At 71.2% G+C, this 16,114-nt stretch carries 17 protein-coding genes; 10 read left to right on the top strand and 7 right to left on the bottom strand.

Annotated features, from left to right (window positions below; translation table 11 throughout):
* The 4 genes from ribH to FIV43_RS06000 are packed head-to-tail and all read left to right on the top strand — an operon-like array spanning position 1 to position 2,108.
* Positions 1–480, top strand: a complete 480-nt coding sequence (gene ribH / locus FIV43_RS06015) for a 6,7-dimethyl-8-ribityllumazine synthase (RefSeq protein ID WP_141013396.1) — start codon at positions 1–3, stop codon at positions 478–480.
* A gap of 14 nt (positions 481–494) precedes the next feature.
* A complete protein-coding gene (locus FIV43_RS06010) occupies positions 495–758 on the top strand; it encodes a phosphoribosyl-ATP diphosphatase (protein ID WP_141013395.1) in 264 nt (87 codons plus the stop codon).
* 11 nt (positions 759–769) lie between these two features.
* Complete coding sequence (hisG, locus tag FIV43_RS06005; protein WP_231123765.1) at positions 770–1,630, top strand: ATP phosphoribosyltransferase; 861 nt, start codon at positions 770–772, stop codon at positions 1,628–1,630.
* 19 nt (positions 1,631–1,649) lie between these two features.
* Positions 1,650–2,108, top strand: a complete 459-nt coding sequence (locus FIV43_RS06000; RefSeq protein ID WP_141013394.1) for a PH domain-containing protein — start codon at positions 1,650–1,652, stop codon at positions 2,106–2,108.
* Between the two features lie 4 nt (positions 2,109–2,112).
* On the opposite strand, the gene FIV43_RS05995 is transcribed toward FIV43_RS06000, so the two are convergent.
* Both FIV43_RS05995 and FIV43_RS05990 read right to left on the bottom strand, forming a co-directional pair.
* Positions 2,113–2,691 carry a uridine kinase family protein gene (locus FIV43_RS05995; RefSeq protein WP_141013393.1) on the bottom strand — a complete coding sequence of 193 codons (579 nt, stop codon included), beginning with the start codon at positions 2,689–2,691 and terminating at the stop codon, positions 2,113–2,115.
* Positions 2,681–3,913 (bottom strand): amino acid deaminase/aldolase, encoded by a 1,233-nt coding sequence (locus tag FIV43_RS05990; RefSeq protein WP_196780990.1) that lies wholly within the window; start codon positions 3,911–3,913, stop codon positions 2,681–2,683. The genes FIV43_RS05995 and FIV43_RS05990 overlap by 11 nt, the downstream gene beginning before the upstream one ends.
* 34 nt (positions 3,914–3,947) lie before the next feature.
* Between FIV43_RS05990 and FIV43_RS05985 the strand changes: the two genes are divergently transcribed.
* From FIV43_RS05985 to FIV43_RS05960, 6 genes are all read left to right on the top strand, one after another.
* A complete protein-coding gene (locus FIV43_RS05985; protein WP_231123764.1) occupies positions 3,948–4,517 on the top strand; it encodes an SseB family protein in 570 nt (189 codons plus the stop codon).
* Positions 4,518–4,770: 253 nt separating this feature from the next.
* Positions 4,771–5,457, top strand: a complete 687-nt coding sequence (gene infC / locus FIV43_RS05980) for a translation initiation factor IF-3 (protein ID WP_141013392.1) — start codon at positions 4,771–4,773, stop codon at positions 5,455–5,457.
* A gap of 64 nt (positions 5,458–5,521) precedes the next feature.
* Positions 5,522–5,716: a 50S ribosomal protein L35 gene (gene rpmI, locus FIV43_RS05975; protein ID WP_141013391.1), complete on the top strand. Its 195-nt coding sequence runs from the start codon at positions 5,522–5,524 to the stop codon at positions 5,714–5,716.
* Positions 5,717–5,760: 44 nt separating this feature from the next.
* Positions 5,761–6,147, top strand: a complete 387-nt coding sequence (gene rplT, locus FIV43_RS05970) for a 50S ribosomal protein L20 (protein WP_141013390.1) — start codon at positions 5,761–5,763, stop codon at positions 6,145–6,147.
* 5 nt (positions 6,148–6,152) lie between these two features.
* Positions 6,153–6,965: a TrmH family RNA methyltransferase gene (locus tag FIV43_RS05965; RefSeq protein WP_141013389.1), complete on the top strand. Its 813-nt coding sequence runs from the start codon at positions 6,153–6,155 to the stop codon at positions 6,963–6,965.
* A gap of 41 nt (positions 6,966–7,006) precedes the next feature.
* Complete coding sequence (locus tag FIV43_RS05960) at positions 7,007–8,050, top strand: ATP-binding protein (protein WP_141013388.1); 1,044 nt, start codon at positions 7,007–7,009, stop codon at positions 8,048–8,050.
* Here FIV43_RS05960 and FIV43_RS05955 read toward each other — a convergent pair.
* From FIV43_RS05955 to FIV43_RS05935, 5 genes are read right to left on the bottom strand one after another with little or no spacing between them, the layout of a single operon-like run.
* Complete coding sequence (locus FIV43_RS05955; protein ID WP_231123763.1) at positions 8,004–9,218, bottom strand: MFS transporter; 1,215 nt, start codon at positions 9,216–9,218, stop codon at positions 8,004–8,006. The genes FIV43_RS05960 and FIV43_RS05955 overlap by 47 nt on opposite strands.
* Positions 9,219–9,225: 7 nt before the next feature.
* A complete protein-coding gene (narI, locus tag FIV43_RS05950) occupies positions 9,226–9,972 on the bottom strand; it encodes a respiratory nitrate reductase subunit gamma (RefSeq protein ID WP_141013387.1) in 747 nt (248 codons plus the stop codon).
* The gene (narJ, locus tag FIV43_RS05945; RefSeq protein WP_231123762.1) at positions 9,972–10,646 is read right to left on the bottom strand and encodes a nitrate reductase molybdenum cofactor assembly chaperone; all 675 of its coding nucleotides are present in this window, start codon (positions 10,644–10,646) and stop codon (positions 9,972–9,974) included. The genes narI and narJ overlap by 1 nt, the downstream gene beginning before the upstream one ends.
* A complete protein-coding gene (gene narH / locus FIV43_RS05940; protein ID WP_141013386.1) occupies positions 10,643–12,298 on the bottom strand; it encodes a nitrate reductase subunit beta in 1,656 nt (551 codons plus the stop codon). The genes narJ and narH overlap by 4 nt, the downstream gene beginning before the upstream one ends.
* Positions 12,298–16,035, bottom strand: coding sequence for a nitrate reductase subunit alpha (locus FIV43_RS05935; RefSeq protein WP_141013385.1), 3,738 nt, complete (start codon positions 16,033–16,035; stop codon positions 12,298–12,300). Before FIV43_RS05935 ends, narH begins: the two co-directional genes overlap by 1 nt.
* Positions 16,036–16,114 lie beyond the last annotated feature (79 nt).

Below are 16,114 nucleotides of genomic sequence, written 5' to 3'. Positions count from 1 at the left end.
ATGGCCGGACACGGCGCCCCCGACGTCGAGCCCGTCGACTGCCACGACCTACGGGTCGCGGTCGTCGCGGCCAGCTGGCACACCGAGGTGATGGACGGCCTGCTCGACGGAGCGCACCGCGCCCTGGCCGACCACCGGGTCGTGGACCCGCTGGTGGTCCGGGTCCCCGGCACCTTCGAGCTGCCCGTCGCGGCCGCGGCGCTGGCCGACTCCCACGACGTGGTGGTGGCACTCGGTGTGGTGATCCGCGGCGGCACTCCGCACTTCGAGTACGTCTGCAGCGCGGCGACCGACGGGCTGACCCGGGTCTCGCTCGACGCCCGGGTGCCGGTGGGCTTCGGCGTGCTGACCTGCGACACCGAGCAGCAGGCGCTGGATCGTGCCGGGCTCGAGGGGTCGGCGGAGGACAAGGGCTACGAGGCCTCCGCGGCGGCGCTGCAGACCGCCCGGACCCTGCGCCGGCTCACCCGCTCGGCCTGACTAGGCTGGGCACCGTGAAGACGTTCGACGCCCTGTTCGCCGAGCTCACCGAGACGGCTCGGACCCGTCCCGAGGGATCCGGCACCGTCCGTGCCCTCGACGCGGGCGTCCATGCGATCGGGAAGAAGCTGGTCGAGGAAGCCGCCGAGTCCTGGATGGCCGCCGAGCACGAGGGCCCGGAGCGGACCGCGGAGGAGATCAGCCAGCTGCTCTACCACGCCCAGGTCCTGATGCTCGCGAGCGGACTCTCGCTCGAGGACGTCTACACCCACCTCTAGGAAGACCCCTCATGCCTGACCAGCCGCAGCTGCTCCGCGTCGCGGTGCCCAACAAGGGCGCCCTCTCGGAGGCCGCCTCGACCATCCTGCGCGAGGCGGGCTACGCCCAGCGCACCGACAGCAAGCAGCTCACCAAGATCGACCCGGACAACCAGGTCGAGTTCTTCTACCTCCGCCCCCGCGACATCGCGCTCTACGTCGGCGAGGGCACCCTCGACGTCGGCATCACCGGCCGCGACCTGCTGCTCGACTCCGGGGCGCAGGCCACCGAGACCCTGCAGCTCGGGTTCGGACGATCGACGTTCCGGTTCGCCGCGCCGGTCGGCACCATGTCCGGCGGGGCCGACCTCGCCGGCAAGCGGATCGCGACGTCGTACGACGGCATGCTGTCGACGTACCTCTCCGAGAAGGGGATCGACGCCACCGTCGTCCGGCTGGACGGCGCGGTGGAGAGCAGCATCCAGCTCGGCGTCGCCGACGTCATCGCGGACGTGGTCGAGACCGGGAGCACGCTGCGCGCCGCCGGCCTCGAGGTCTTCGGTGAGGTGATCCAGAGCTCCGAGGCGGTGCTGATCACCGGACCGGAGCGCAAGCCCGCCGGGATGGAGGTCTTCCTGCGCCGGCTGCAGGGCGTCCTGGTCGCCCGCACCTACGTGATGATGGACTACGACATCCGAGCCGAACGGGTGGAGGAGGCCGTGGCGCTGACGCCCGGCATCGAGAGCCCCACCGTGAGCCCGTTGCATCGCGAGGGGTGGGTCGCCGTGCGTTCCATGGTGCCGCGGCAGCGCGCCCAGCGGGTGATGGACGAGCTCTTCGACCTCGGCGCGCGCGGCATCCTGACCACCGATATCCACGCCTGCCGGCTGTGACGCGGCCCGAGACGAGACCATGACGGTGACCTCCGACGTGACCACACCCACCCTGCCCCGCACCTGGCGCCCGTTCGGGCCGCGGCTCGCCGCGCCGGTCTTCGCGCTGTTCCTGGTCGGCGCCTTCGCCTGGCTGTGGCTCAGCTTCGACCAGCAGACCCGGGACGCGATCAACGTGATCGAGCGCGGGACCGTGATCGCGATCGTCGGCGTCGGCGTGGCGCTGCTCTACGCGATGGCCCGCTCCCGGGTCACGGTGACGGAGGACGGGATCACCCTCGTCAACGGCTACCGGCGCCGTGACTTCGCCTGGGCGGAGATCGAGAAGGTGCGGATGCCGCTCGGGGCGCCGTGGCCGAACCTGGACCTGGCCGACGGCCGCACCATCCCCATGCTGGGGATCCAGGGCTCCGACGGAGGCCGGGCCAAGACGGCGGTGCGCGAGGTCAAGGCCCTCGTCGCCGCCCACCGACCCTGACGGCTCAGCGACGGGCGAGCGCGGTGCCGGTCGAGGTGTCGTAGCGCAGTCCTGCGCGCTCCCGGGCGCGGTGCACCCGGTGGTGGGCGGCCTCGTCGTCCGCCCAGGTCGCCCAGTGCCCGCGCAGCACCTCGCCGTCGCGGTCGATCCACCGGTCGCGCCGGACGGTGCGCTCGGCCTCGACCCAGACGGTCAGGCTGACCAGGTCGGCGATCTCGTTGGCGCAGGAGCCGACGCCCTCCAGGACCAGCAGCGCGACCGGATCGACCCGGTGCTCCTCGGCCCACTCGCCGGTCAGCCAGTCCCAGCGCCGCCACCGTCCCGGACGTCCCGCCGCGAGCGGCCGGAGGAGACGGTCCAGCGTGACGCCGAGGCCCGGCAGCCCCGACCAACCGTGCAGCATGTCGTCGGTGGCGAACACCAGCGCATCGGGGCGCAGCCGGCCCACGGCTGTGGCCAGCGTCGACTTGCCGGCACCGGCCAGGCCGTCGATGCAGACCAGGCGGGTCCCGCCCAGTCGGGGCTCGGCCTCCTCGGCCGCGGCGACGATCCGTGCGGCCGCGCCCGGAGGCTCAGAAGGCAACGCCGTGCCCGCGATAGCTCGGCACGTGGTCCACGAACCCGTCGCCCTGGAGCAGGTGGACGGTGGTGCCGTGCTCGAACGGCTCACCGGACTTGGCGTGCCGGAACCAGACCAGGTCGCCGACGGACATCCCGCCGGTGCCGCTCCCGGTCAGCGGCGTCTGCACCTCACCGGCGCCCTCCAGACCGGTGAGGGCGAGACCCGCCGGCGCCCACGGGGTCGGAGCGCGGTCGGCCCCGGTCGGCCCCGAGGCGATCAGGCCGCCGCCGTGCACCGTGACGATCCCCGGCGCCGGCACCCGGGTGACCCGTAGTCCGAAGAACGCGGCCGGCAGCGGCTCGAAGCTGCGGTAGTGGTCGAAGAGCGTCGGCACCAGGAGCCCGGAGCCGGCAGTCACCTCGGTCACCACGGGGTCGGCGGCCGAGGACTCGATCGAGCCCGAGCCGCCGGCGTTGAAGAAGGCGTCCTCGGGCAGGTAGGGGCGCAGCGCGTCGAGGATCGCGGCACGTCGTACCAGCAGCTGCTCGACCGACTTCTCCTTGATCTTGCGCACCACCAGCGACTTGGCCCGCGCGGTGGGAACGTCGTCGGGCACGCCTGCGACCTGCCCTTCGTAGGTCATCACCCCGACCAGGCGGAATCCCTTGCGCCGATCCACCTCGCGCGCCAGAGCGGCGACCGAGCCCACGTCGAAGAGCGGCGAGCGCTTGGGCCCGACCGCCTGGCCGCCCCAGCGCAGGCCCGCGTCGATGTCGATGGCCACCTTGATCGGCACCGCGGTCGAGGAGCGCAGCGCGGAGATCACGTCGAGGTGGGCGACGTCGTCGATCATCACCGTGATCCGCGACGCCGCGCGCGGGGAGGCGACGAGGGCGCTCAGGGCACGCTCGTCGACGCTCGGGTAGGCGACCACCAGGTCGTCGTTGACGTCGTGCTCCTCCAGCCACAGGGCCTCGGCCAGGGTGTAGCAGAGCACGCCGGCGAACCCGGGTCGCTCCAGCGCGCGGCGGATCAGCGCCGGCACCCGCAGTGACTTGGACGCGACCCGGATCGGGGTGTCGCCGGCACGCCGGACCAGGTCGGCGGCGTTGGTGTCGAAGGCGTCCAGGTCGACGACGAAGATCGGGGTGCCCAGCGGTTCGCGCTCGGCCCGGACGGCCCCGTTGAGTCGTTGGGCGAGACGGTTGCGAGCGACGTGGTCGCCGGGCTTCGGGTGCAGCACCCGGTCATGGTTCCACGGATGCGATGATCGGGACGTGAACGAACCGCGGGTGGATGGTCGGCGCCTCCAGGGATCGGAGTACGTCGGGGACGACGGCTCCGCCGATCCGGGCCTGGTGCGGGCGCTCCACGGCCACGCCGCCGGTACGACGCACTACCCGGTCGCGCTGGCCGCGCTGGCCCCCGCCCGGGTGCTGGTCCCGGTGGTCGCGGTCCTCGGCGAGGTCGAGTACGACGACGCCGGGCTGGCCCGGGACAAGAGCAGCGACATGGCCGCGGTGCTGCTGACCGGGGCCGACGGTCGCCGGGCGCTGCTCGCCTTCACCTCCACCGAGAGCCTCGCCGCCTGGGACCCGCAGGCGCGTCCGGTGCCGGTGGCCGCCCACCTGGCGGCCGCGACCGCGGTCCAGGAGGGCGCGGCGGCCTTGGTCGTCGACGTCGCCGGACCCGCGACGTTCGTGCTGGAGGGGGAGGACCTGCACCGGGTGGCGGCCGGCTGGCGACCGGTCCGGCTCTCCGACGGTGGCTGGGGCTGGCTGGGACAGGACCCCGCCGCGGGCGACGGCGTCGACGACGATTCGGCCGAGCGGGAACAAACCCGCTAGAGTGTGGTGTTGACCGATGCGTCGATCCACGGGAGTGGAGCGACACATCCACAAGCGGGGTTCAGACGAGACGTCGACTCCCACCCGCATCGACCGCCAGCACCACAGGTCGTCGGGTCCGGTCCCTGACGACACAGGACGTGCGTGGCACTCACGCACAGAAGGTGTCACGACTGGCCTCCGCTTGCACAGCGGGGGCCTTCTCGCTTTTCCACCGCCGCGTGGTGGAGCTGGAGGCTTCTGACCGAACGAGTTGGGAGGACACATCAGCACCGAGCTGCGCATCAACGACCGGATCCGGGTACCCGAGGTCCGGCTCGTGGGACCCAACGGCGAGACCGTCGGCATCGTCCCCACCGACCAGGCGCTCAAGCTGGCCACCGAGGCCGACCTGGACCTGGTCGAGGTGGCCCCGATGGCACGCCCGCCCGTCTGCAAGCTCATGGACTACGGGAAGTTCAAGTACGAGAACGCCCAGAAGGCCCGTGAAGCACGACGGAACCAGACCAACGTCATCATCAAGGAGATGAAGCTCCGGCCGAAGATCGACCAGCACGACTACGAGACCAAGAAGGGTCACGTCGTGCGGTTCCTCAAGGCCGGTGACAAGGTCAAGATCACGATCATGTTCCGTGGTCGCGAGCAGCACCGCCCCGAGCTCGGGTTCCGGCTGCTGCAGCGGCTCGCCGAGGACGTCGAGGACCTCGGGTTCGTGGAGTCGAACCCGAAGCAGGACGGCCGCAACATGGTCATGGTCCTCGGTCCGCACAAGAAGAAGTCCGAGGCCAAGGCCGAGGTGAAGGCTGCGAAGGAGTCGGCCGCCGAGGCGCGCGCCGCCGAGCAGGCGGAGGAGCGCGCAGAGCGCACCGCCACGCAGCCGTCGGGTCAGAAGAAGGCCAAGCGGGCCAACGAGGCCCTCGACCCCGACATCGACCTGTAAGAGAAACCCGCGGTCCCGGTGGCGCGTCGCGCCACCGGGAAGCGAGACGAGAGAGAAGTTTCAGATGCCGAAGAACAAGACCCACTCCGGTGCCAGCAAGCGCTTCCGCGTGACCGGTTCCGGCAAGATCCTCCGGGAGAAGGCCGGCAAGCGCCACAACCTGGAGAAGAAGGCCTCGAAGGTGACCCGGCGGATGTCCGGCACCACCGAGGTGGCCAAGAACGACGTCCCCCGCGCGAAGAAGATGCTCGGTCGCTGACGCGTCCTGCACCACATTCGGCATCGAGTTTCGAGGAGTAAGAAATGGCACGCGTCAAGCGCGCAGTGAACGCTGCGAAGAAGCGTCGGACCACCCTGGACCGGGCGAGCGGCTACCGCGGACAGCGGTCGCGCCTCTACCGCAAGGCCAAGGAGCAGGTCACCCACTCGCTGGTCTACAGCTACAACGACCGGCGCAAGAACAAGGGCAACTTCCGCCGCCTGTGGATCCAGCGGATCAACGCGGCCGCCCGCGCCGAGGGGATGACCTACAACCGCTTCATCCAGGGCCTGAACCTGGCCGGCGTCGAGGTCGACCGGAAGATCCTGGCCGACCTGGCCGTCAACGAGCCGGCCGCCTTCTCGGCCCTGGTCGCCCAGGCCAAGGCCGCGCTGCCCGAGGACGTCAACGCGCCCAAGGCCAACGCCTGAGCCACGTGACGACCCCTCTGACCGCGGGCAACGCCCGCGTCAAGGAAGCACGCAAGTTGAGCCGCCGCTCGGTCCGCGCCGAGCGGCGGCTCTTCCTCGTCGACGGCCCGAAGGCGGTCGGGGCGGCGCTCGCCGCCGGCGCCGGGGTGCGCGAGGTCTTCGCCACCCCCACCGCCACGGATCGGTACGACGACCTGGCCGCCGCCGCACGCCGGTCCGGTGCCGCCTGGACCCTCGTCGACGACCGCGCCCTGGCTTCGCTCAGCGACGCGGTCACGCCGCCCGGCGTGGTGGGTGTCTGCGACCTGGTCGACGTCCCGCTGGAGTCCGTGCTCTCCGACGCCGGTCCGTCCGGGGCGTCGACCGTGGTGATCTGCGCCGACGTCCGCGACCCGGGCAACGCAGGCACCATCATCCGTACCGCGGACGCGGCCGGCGCCGCCGCCGTCGTGCTGGCCGGTCACAGCGTCGACCCGCACAACGCGAAGACCGTGCGCGCCACGGTCGGATCGCTCTTCCACCTGCCGGTCGCGCTCACCGCCGACGTGGCTGGCGCGGTGGCCGCCGCCCAGGCGGCCGGACTGCTGGTGCTCGCCGCCGACGGAGCGGGGGAGACCGACCTGTTCGACGCCGACCCACTGCTCGGCGGCCGGGTCGCCTGGCTCTTCGGCAACGAGGCGTGGGGCCTGCCGGCCGAGCTGGCCGAGCTCGCCGACCACCGGGTCCGGATCCCGATCCGGGGAGCGGCCGAGAGTCTCAACCTCGCCACGGCCGCCGCCGTCTGCCTCTTCGCCGGCGCACGCGCCCAACGACCCTGACCTCCCGCCCGGCGAGTGGCGCGCCACTAGCATCGGCGAGCATGGAGGCCGACCCGATCGAGCTGCTGCCCGACGGCGCCGTGGTGGCCGGGGCCGACGGCCGGGTGCTGGCCTGCAACGCGGTGGCCCGCCGGATGCTCGGCATCGCACCCGACGCCGCTGCGGTCGGCCGGTCGCTCCCGGACGTCCTCGCCCTGGTCGACCAGGACGGACGGACCTGGTCCGAGGTCAATCGTCCGTTCGCGGGGCTCGGCGCGCGCACCGGGATCCCCGAGCAGCCGTGGTGGCTGCCCGACGGCACCGAGGTGCTGGTGGCTGCCCGGATCCACCGCGCCGACCGGCACCAGCCGCCGGAGCGGGTCGCGGTCAGCCTGCGCTCGGGCAGGGGTCGCGCCCGTCTGGACCGGGAGCGGTCCGACCTGGTGGCCACGGTGGCCCACGAGCTGCGCTCACCGCTGACCGGGCTGAAGGGCTTCGTCGGGGCGCTGCTGCACCGCTGGGACGAGCTGGACGACCCGCAGCGCCAGCTGATGTTGACCACGGTCAGTGCGGACGCGGACCGGCTCAGCCGGCTGATCACCGAGCTCCTCGACGTCGCCCGGATCGACACCGGCCGACTGCAGCTGCACCGGCGCCCGACGGACGTGGTCCGGCTCGCCGAGCGGGTCGTGGACTCGGTCCAGGTCTCCACGGCGCGCCGCATCGAGCTCGCCGCGCAGGGGCGTCCGATCCTCGACGCGGATCCGGACAAGGTGCTCCAGGTGCTCACCAACCTCGTCGAGAACGGGGTGCGGCACGGTGAGGGCGCGGTGCGGGTGACGGTCTCACCGGCGGACGGACACAGCGCGCTGATCGTGGTGACCGACGAAGGCGAGGGGATCCCGGCCGAGCTGCGCGCCCGCGCGTTCACGAAGTTCTGGACCGGTGGCGGCGGCGGTGGGTCCGGGCTCGGGCTCTACATCGTCAACGGTCTGGCCCGCGCGCACGGCGGGAGCGTGGCGATCGCGGACGCACCGGCGGGCGGCGCCGAGGTCCGGGTCACCTGGCCGCTCGTCTCGGCCGACTCCGGATCCCCAGCAGGGTGAAGACCAGGGCGCCGGCGGCGACCAGGCAGAGGAGCAGCAGTCCGATGGTGTAGCTGTGCTCGGCCTCGTTGTAGGTGGCTCCCATCACCAAGGGCGGGAAGAAGCCGCCGAGCCCGCCGGCCGCACCCACGATGCCCGTCACCGCGCCGACCCGCTCTGGCGGCGACAGTTGTGCCACCCAGGTGAAGACGGCACCAGTGCCGATCCCGAGGAAGCCGGCCATCAGCACGAAGGAGAGCCCGGCCGGGATCTCCGTCGGCGGCTGGAAGGTGAGCACCACCGCCATCACCGCAGCCCCGGCGAAGGCGACCGCGGCGACCACGCGCGGACCCACCTTGTCGGCGAGGACCCCGCCGATCGGGCGGCAGACGACGGCCGCGATCGCGAAGCCCGAGGTGCGGGTCCCGGCCTCGGTGAGCCCGAAGTCGTAGACGTCCTTGAGGTAGGTCGGCAGATAGGTCGAGAAGGCGACGAAGCCGCCGAAGGCGACCGCGTAGAGGAAGGACATCTGCCAGGTCACCGGCAGTCGGGCGGCAGCCGCGAGCTTCGGCACCACCGGGTCGTTGTTGGGCGACCAGGCCGGTGAGTCGGTCATCGCCACCCGGACCAGACCCGCCGTGGCGACCAGCGCGACGGCGACGAGCACGTGGGTCGTCGTGTAGCCCCACCAGTCCACCATCCGCGGCGTGAAGAAGGCCGACAACGCCGTACCGCCCATGCCGGCACCGAACACGCCGGTGGCGAAGCCTCGTCGGTCCTTGGTGAACCAGGCGTTCGCGAACGGGATGCCGACCGCGAACGTGGTGCCGGCGATGCCGAGGAAGAAGCCGAAGAGCAGCAGCAACGGGAACGATTCCATGTTGCCGGCGACCGCGACCAGGACGACGAACGGAGCGGAGGCCACCAGTAGGATCGGGAACATCACCCGGCCGCCGTAGCGGTCGGTGAGGGCGCCGGTGACGATCCGGCCGACCGAGCCGACGATCACCGGGACCGCCACCAGCACGGACTTCTCGGTGGAGGAGAGGTCCAGGATCTCGGTGTAGCGGACGCCGAGCGGGGCGATCATGTTCCAGGCCCAGAAGCTGATCGCGAAGGCCCACGTCGCCAGCAGCAGGTTCTTCGTCTGGCCGGTCAGGTCCACGGCGGTGGTGGTGGGTGTCGTCACGATCGCCTCACTTGTTGCGGTCTCGGGTCCCCACCGGCGTCCACCCCGGCCGCGGGGACCGGGCCCCGGTGCCGGCCGGGAGGTCCCGGCTGCGATAGACGATGTAGGGGCGGAACAGGTAGTGCAGCGGAGCGGTGAAGGCGTGGACCAGTCGGGTGAACGGCCACACGGTGAACAGCAGCAGCGCCACCAGCACGTGCAGGTGGAACTGGATCGGCGCCGCCGCCATCGCGTCGATGTCGGGTTGGAGCACGAAGAGCGAGCGGAACCACGGCGAGACCGTCTCGCGGTAGTCATGGGCGTCATGTCCGGCCCCGACCGCGACCAGCGTGGTCCACAGTCCCAGTACCAGCGCGCCCACCAGCAGCACGTACATCGCCTTGTCGTTGGTGGTGGTGGCCATGAAGACCGGTCCGGTGGTACGCCGTCGGTAGATCAGGATGGCCAGGCCCGACAGCGTCGCGACACCGGCGATGGTGCCGAAGAAGAGCGCGTTGAAGTGGTACAGGTCCTCGCTCACGCCGAGTGCCTCGGTCCACGACTTGGGGATCACAAGTCCGCCGATGTGGCCGATCACCACGATCAGGATGCCGAAGTGGAACAGCGGCGAGCCGATCCGCAGCAAGCGGGACTCGTAGAGCTGCGAGGAGCGGGTGGTCCACCCGAACCGGTCGTAGCGGTAGCGCCAGATCGTCCCCGTCACCAGGACCACCACCGACAGGTAGGGCAGCACACCCCACAGCACCACGTCCATCAGCGCACCTCCGCCGGCCGCAGCGTCGGGTAGGGGAGCGGCTCCAGCCCGACGGTCTCGCTGGGCGGCCCGGTCCGGGCCAGGGCCATCGCACTGGCGCGGTCCTGCGGCGATGCCCCGGGGAGGGTGGCGCAGACGGCGGACAGCACGGCGGCGTACGGCGACGAGCGCTCGACCAGCGCGATCCGGATCAGCTCGAGACTGGCCCGGTAGTCCTGCAGCAGCTCCCGTCCGTCCCGGGGATCGGCGAGTGCGGCGTACTCCAGCACCATCGGGAGGTAGTCGGGCAGCTCGCCGTGGGTGTCGACCAGCATGCCCGCCGCGCGGTACCGCTGCTTGAATGCGGCCAGCGTCTCGCCGCGGCGTCGGGTGTCGCCGTCGGTCCAGTAGGAGAGGTAGAGGGCCTGCTTGCTGCTCATGTCGAAGACCTCCACGTAGTCGCGGACCAGCCGTTCCGGTGCGCTGCCCGCCAGGTGGTCGACGAACCCGAGCAGCGCCTGCACGGCAGGGGAGGCGGGCTGCTCGGTGAGCGCGTGGTGCAGCACCGGCAGGCGCGCGAGCAGGTCGGGGTCCGGGTAGCCGAGGCACCAGGCGGCCACCTGGTGCACCACCCGCGTCGTCTCCCCGCCGATCCCGCCGGCCCCGGTGGACCGGGCACTGCGCCGGCGGCTCACGAGCGTCGCTCCGGGAAGAGACCGTCGGGCCGTCCGTTACCGTCCCAGTTCAGCAGGTTGACCCGGCCGCGCAGGCTCTCCTCGGACGCCGCATCGCCGCTGGTCTGACGCTGCCGCAACGCGTGGAAGGTCTCCACCGCGACTGGTGCCGGGCGCCCGCTGGCCTCGCCGAGTGGCCCGCTGGCGTACATGCCCGGCCCTTCGTCGTAGTCGAGGGAGCAGCCCATCTCCTCGAGGTCGTGGGCCTGCTCCACGTGTGCCGTCGGGATCACGTACCGCTCCTCGTACTTCGCGATCGCCATCAGCCGGTACATCTCGTAGAGCTCCTCCCCCGACATGCCGACGGACTCCGGGATGGAGTCGTCCGGATCGCGGCCCAGGGTGATGTCGCGCAGGTAGGCGCGCATGGCGGCGAGCTTGCGCAGCACCCCGTCGACGACCGCCGTGTCGCCGGCGGTGAACAGTTCGGCCAGGTACTCCACCGGAATCCGGAGCGCCTCGATCGCTCCGAACAGGGTCGCGCTGGACTCGGCGTCGTGACCCTGCTCGGTGAGCAGGTCGATCACCGGCGACAGCGGCGGGACGTACCAGACCATCGGCATCGTGCGGTACTCCGGATGCAGCGGCAGGGCGACCCGGTACTTCTTCGCCAGCGCGTAGACCGGTGAGCGCCGGGCCGCGTCCAGCCAGTCCTCGGGGATTCCCTGCTCGCGCGCCGCCCGGAGCACCTCGGGATCCTCGGGGTCCAGCAGCAGGTCCATCTGCGCCTGGTACAGCTGCTCCTCCGGGACGCTCGCGGCCGCGGTCACGGCGTCTGCGTCGTAGAGGAAGAGCCCCAGATAGCGCAGCCGGCCGACGCAGGTCTCCGAGCAGACCGTCGGCAGGCCCACCTCCACCCGGGGGTAGCAGAAGGTGCACTTCTCGGCCTTGCCGGACTTGTGGTTGAAGTAGATCTTCTTGTACGGGCAACCGGTGATGCACTGCCGCCAGCCGCGACAGCGGTCCTGGTCGACCAGGACGATCCCGTCCTCGCTGCGCTTGTAGATGGCGCCGGAGGGGCACGAGGCCATGCACGAAGGGTTCAGGCAGTGCTCGCAGATCCGCGGCAGGTAGAACATGAAGGTCTGTTCGAACTCGAACTTGATCTTCTCGTTCGACTGCGCCCGCAGCCGCTCCACGATCGGGTCGTTCGGACCGTGCTCGGGGCCGCCGCCGAGGTTGTCGTCCCAGTTCGCCGACCAGGTCACCTTGGTGTCCTCGCCGGTGATCAGCGACTTCGGTCGGGCCACCGGGAAGTCGTCGCCCAGCGGTGCGTCGATCAGCGTCGAGTAGTCGTAGGTCCAGGGCTCGTAGTAGTCCTTGATCTCCGGCTGCACCGGCGAGGAGAAGATGGTCAGCAGCTTCTTGAGCCGTCCCCCCGCCTTGAGCCGGAGCCGTCCCCGACCGTCGAGGGTCCAGCCCCCGCGCCACCTCTCCTGGTCCTCGTGGCGTCGTGGATACCCGAGTCCCGGGCGGGTCTCGACGTTGTTGAACCACACGTACTCGGTGCCGGCCCGGTTGGTCCACGCCTGCTTGCAGGTCACCGAGCACGTGTGGCACCCGATGCACTTGTCCAGGTTCATCACCATGCCCATCTGGGCCATCACGCGCATCAGTAGGTCACCTCCTGCGACCGCTTGCGGATCGTCGCGACGATGTCGCGCTGGTTGCCGGTGGGTCCGAGGTAGTTGAACGCGTAGGACAGTTGCGCGTAGCCGCCGATCAGGTGCGTCGGCTTCACCAGCACCCGGGTGACGCTGTTGTGGATGCCGCCGCGCCGTCCCGTCGCCTCCGACTTGGGTACGTCGATGGTGCGCTCCTGGGCGTGGTGCACGAAGGTCACGCCCTGCGGGATCCGGTGGCTCACGATGGCGCGCGCCACGAAGACGCCGTTCGCGTTGGTGCACTCGATCCAGTCGTTGTCGCGCACCGAGATCGCGGCGGCGTCGGCCGGGCTCAGCCAGGCCGAGGTGCCGCCCCGGGAGAGGGAGAGCATGAACAGGTTGTCCTGGTACTCGGAGTGGATCGACCACTTCGAGTGCGGGGTCAGGTAGCGGACGGTGATCTCGGCGGCGCCGTCGGAGCCCAGCCTGGGCTCACCGAAGAGCCGGTTCATGTCCAGCGGTGGTCGATAGATCGGCAGCGACTCGCCCAGGTCGCGCATCCAGTCGTGGTCGAGGAAGAAGTGCATCCGTCCGGACAGCGTGTGGAACGGCTTGAGCCGTTCGATGTTCACGGTGAACGGTGCGTAGCGGCGTCCGCCGGTCTCCGAGCCGGACCACTCCGGGGAGGTGATCACCGGCACCGGCGCGGCCTGGGTCTGGGCGAACGTGATCCGTTTCTCCGTCGATCCCTCGGCCAGGTCGGCCAGTGGCTTGCCGACCCGGCGCTCAAGGGTGCGGAAGCCCTGGGCGGCCAGCTCGCCGTTGGTGGTGCCGGAGAGGGTCAGGATCGCCTCCGCGAGCTTGGCGTCGGTGTCGATGGCGGGTCGCCCGGCCCCGGCGCCGGAGTCCATCACTCCGCCCGACCCGGCCAGGATCTCGAGCGCCTCGCCCAGGTCGAAGGTGACGTTCTTGACGCCGAAGCCGAGTCGGTCCGCCAACGGCCCGATGGTGGCCAGCTTGTCCGCGATGGCGGTGTAGTCGCGCTCCACCACCTGCAGCACCGGCATCGTCCTGCCCGGCACCGGATCGACGTCGCCGCGTCTCCAGTCCAGCACCACGCCTCCGGGTTGCGCGGTCTCGCCCGGGGTGTCGTGCTGCAGCGGCACCGCGACGATGTCCTTGCGCACGCCGAGGTGGTCGCGCGCCAGCTCCGAGACCCGACGCGCGAAGAGGTGGAACATCTCGAAGTCGGTGCGTGCCTCCCACGGCGGGTCGATCGCCGGGGTGAACGCGTGCACGTAGGGGTGCATGTCCGTGGAGGACAGGTCGTGCTTCTCGTACCAGGTGGCCGCCGGCAGCACCACGTCGGAGAGCAGGGTGGTCGAGGTCATCCGGAAGTCGGCGGAGACCAGCAGGTCGAGCTTGCCCTCCGGAGCCTCCTCGCGCCAGGCGACGTCGCGTGGCCGGACGTCCGGCGCGCCGTCCTCGGCGCGGGCATTGGTGTGGGTGCCGAGGAGGTGCTTGAGGAAGTACTCGTTGCCCTTCGCCGAGGAGCCGAAGAGGTTCGACCGCCACAGGGTCAGGGTGCGCGGCCAGTTCTCCGGCGCGTCGACGTCCTCGATGGCGAACTTCAGGCTGCCGTCCTTCAAGCGCTGCACCACGTACTCGTTGACGTCCCCGGCCTCGCCGGCCGCGACGGCGGCCTCCGCCTCGTCGGCCAGGTCGAGCGGGTTGCGGTCGAACTGCGGGTAGAACGGCATCCACCCCAGCCGATTCGACTGCGCGATGGTGTCGGCGGTGTGCATCCCGGCCAGGTGTCCCTCGGCGAGTGGCGAGGCCAGTGCGTCCGCGCGGTAGCCGTCGGTGCGCCACTGGTCGGTGTGCATGTACCAGTAGGCGGTGCCGATCATGGTCCGCGGCGGTCGGCTCCAGTCCAGGTTGTTGGCCAGCGAGATCCACCCGGTGATCGGCCGGCACTTCTCCTGGCCGACGTAGTGCGCCCAACCGCCGCCGTTGCGGCCCATGCTCCCGGTCAGCAGCAGCAGCGAGAGGATCGACCGGTACGTCGCGTCCGCGTGGAACCACTGGCACACGCCGGCCCCGAGGATGATCATCGACCGGCCGCCGGACTCCTCGGAGTTGCGGGCGAACTCCCGTGCGATCCGCACGCACTGCTCGGCGGGGACCGAGGTCACCTCCGCCTGCCAGGCGGGTGTGTACGGCGCCGACGCGTCGTCGTACCCGGTCGGCCAGTCGCCGGGGAGGTCGGGGCGCCCGACGCCGTGCTGGGCGAGCATCAGGTCGAAGACCGTGGTGACCAGACGGCCCCCGACCCGGGTGACGGGCACGCCGCGGCGCAGCACCTCCCCGTCCCCGATGGGACCCGCATAGGAGGGCAGCAGGACCTCGGCGGCCTCGGGCTCGACCTTGGCGTCGCGCAGCGACAGTGCCGGCACCACGCCCTCCAGGTCCAGGTTCCACCGTCCCTCGCCCGACGGGGCGTACCGGAACCCCATCGAGCCGTTCGGCACCACCGGCGCTCCGCTCGCGGCGTCGAGGAGGACCGTCTTCCAGGCCGCCTCGGCCGCCTCGTCGCCGAGGTCCCGGGCGGTGAGGAACTTGCCGGGCACCAGACCGCCGTGCTCCTGGTTGCGGTCGAGGGTGATCAGGAAGGGCAGGTCGGTGTACTGGCGCACGTACTCGATGAAGAACGGCACCCGCCGCTGGACGAAGCACTCGGTGAGGATCACGTGGGTCATCGCCATCGCCAGTGCCGCGTCGGTGCCGGCCTGGGCCGGGATCCACTCGTCGGCGAACTTCGTGTTGTCCGCGTAGTCCGGGCTGACCGTGACCACCTTGGTCCCGCGGTAGCGGACCTCGGCCATCCAGTGCGCGTCCGGGGTCCGGGTGACCGGCACGTTCGACCCCCACATCATCAGGTACGTCGCGTCCCACCAGTCCCCGGACTCGGGGACGTCGGTCTGGTCGCCGAAGACCTGCGGGCTGGCCACCGGGAGGTCGGCGTACCAGTCGTAGAACGACGTCATCGCTCCACCGAGCAGATGGGTGAATCGCGCACCGACCGCATGCGAGACCATCGACATCGCAGGGATCGGGCTGAACGTGGCGATCCGGTCCGGCCCGTGCGTCCTGATCGTGTGCACCTGCGCCGCGGCGACGATGTCGACCGCCTCGGACCAGCTGATCCGGACCAGCCCGCCCTTGCCGCGGGCCCGCTGGTAGCGCCGTCGCCGCTCGGGGTCGGCCTGGATGTCCGCCCAGGCGAGGACCGGGTCGCCGCCGACGCGTTCGCGGGCCTCGCGGAACATCTCCACGAGCACGCCGCGGGCGTAGGGGAAGCGCACCCGGGTGGGGGAGTAGGTGTACCAGGAGAAGGCAGCCCCGCGCGGGCAGCCGCGGGGCTCGTACTCGGGACGGTCGGGGCCGACCGAGGGATAGTCGGTCTGCTGGGTCTCCCAGGTGATCACGCCGTCCTTCACGTACACCTTCCACGAGCACGATCCGGTGCAGTTCACGCCGTGCGTGGAGCGCACCACCTTGTCGTGGCTCCACCGGTCCCGGTAGAAGACGTCCCCGGCGCGCCCGCCCTCCCGGAAGACCGCCCGGCCGTCGTCGGTGCCGTCCCACCGCGTGAAGAACCGGCCCGCCTTCAGCAGCAGGTCGGATGCGGTCGAGTCGATCCGTGGGTGCTGGTCGTCCTGCGAACGTGACACGGTGCCGCCCATCCCCGGCCGGGGTGTCGCGCAGTGACCGTCCGGCCGACTCCAGTGACTGTGGTGCGGATCACTATTGCCACTCGCGCCG

This window comes from Nocardioides sambongensis (assembly GCF_006494815.1).
Taxonomy (GTDB): Bacteria; Actinomycetota; Actinomycetes; order Propionibacteriales; family Nocardioidaceae; genus Nocardioides; species Nocardioides sambongensis.
The sequence above is the reverse complement of the archived record's forward strand: the minus strand, read 5'-3'. Positions and strand labels throughout refer to the sequence as shown.

Bases quoted from the DNA above. Each gene is read 5' to 3' on its own strand.
- hisG (WP_231123765.1), top strand. From the start codon at position 770: ATGCCTGACCAGCCGCAGCTGCTCCGCGTCGCGGTGCCCAACAAGGGC.
- FIV43_RS05935 (WP_141013385.1), bottom strand. From the start codon at position 16,035: ATGGGCGGCACCGTGTCACGTTCGCAGGACGACCAGCACCCACGGATC.
- FIV43_RS06000 (WP_141013394.1), top strand. From the start codon at position 1,650: ATGACGGTGACCTCCGACGTGACCACACCCACCCTGCCCCGCACCTGG.
- narI (WP_141013387.1), bottom strand. From the start codon at position 9,972: ATGGACGTGGTGCTGTGGGGTGTGCTGCCCTACCTGTCGGTGGTGGTC.
- FIV43_RS05960 (WP_141013388.1), top strand. From the start codon at position 7,007: ATGGAGGCCGACCCGATCGAGCTGCTGCCCGACGGCGCCGTGGTGGCC.
- ribH (WP_141013396.1), top strand. From the start codon at position 1: ATGGCCGGACACGGCGCCCCCGACGTCGAGCCCGTCGACTGCCACGAC.
- rpmI (WP_141013391.1), top strand. From the start codon at position 5,522: ATGCCGAAGAACAAGACCCACTCCGGTGCCAGCAAGCGCTTCCGCGTG.
- rplT (WP_141013390.1), top strand. From the start codon at position 5,761: ATGGCACGCGTCAAGCGCGCAGTGAACGCTGCGAAGAAGCGTCGGACC.
- narH (WP_141013386.1), bottom strand. From the start codon at position 12,298: ATGCGCGTGATGGCCCAGATGGGCATGGTGATGAACCTGGACAAGTGC.